Annotated in this window: 1 protein-coding gene; it reads right to left on the bottom strand. The window is 60.1% G+C overall.

Annotated features, from left to right (window positions below; all coding sequences use genetic code 11):
• Positions 1-136 precede the first annotated feature (136 nt).
• Positions 137-318 (bottom strand): hypothetical protein (locus SB764_RS39080; protein ID WP_410866624.1); only part of this gene is annotated, 182 nt, incomplete at its 5' end.

Genomic DNA, 318 nt, shown 5'->3' with positions numbered 1-318 from the left:
CGGTGAATTTCTTCATCGACTACGAGTTCAAGAGCCGCATCCTCGGCGCGCTCATGGGGACGATGTTCGACAGGGCGTTCCGCATGTTCACGGAAGCCTTCGAAAAACGCGCGACGGCGATCTACGGTAGCTGAGCTTAGCGGTCGAGGAAGTGGTCGAAGACCTGCGTTGCCGGATAGGCATAGTAGCCGCGATCGACAAAGCTGCGGCGGTAGAGGCAGTTCCTCAGCGCCGTATTGTAGCGGAGGCTGCGCGTGTCGGGCGAACCGCGCCACGAAATCGATTCTCGCTCGCAATAGGAGAGGGCGCGATCGTAGC

It is taken from the genome of Paraburkholderia sp. SIMBA_027 (assembly GCF_046535315.1).
Classification (GTDB): domain Bacteria; phylum Pseudomonadota; class Gammaproteobacteria; order Burkholderiales; family Burkholderiaceae; genus Paraburkholderia; species Paraburkholderia tropica.
Note: the sequence above shows the minus strand (reverse complement) of the source record. Positions and strands in the feature narration are given on the sequence as shown.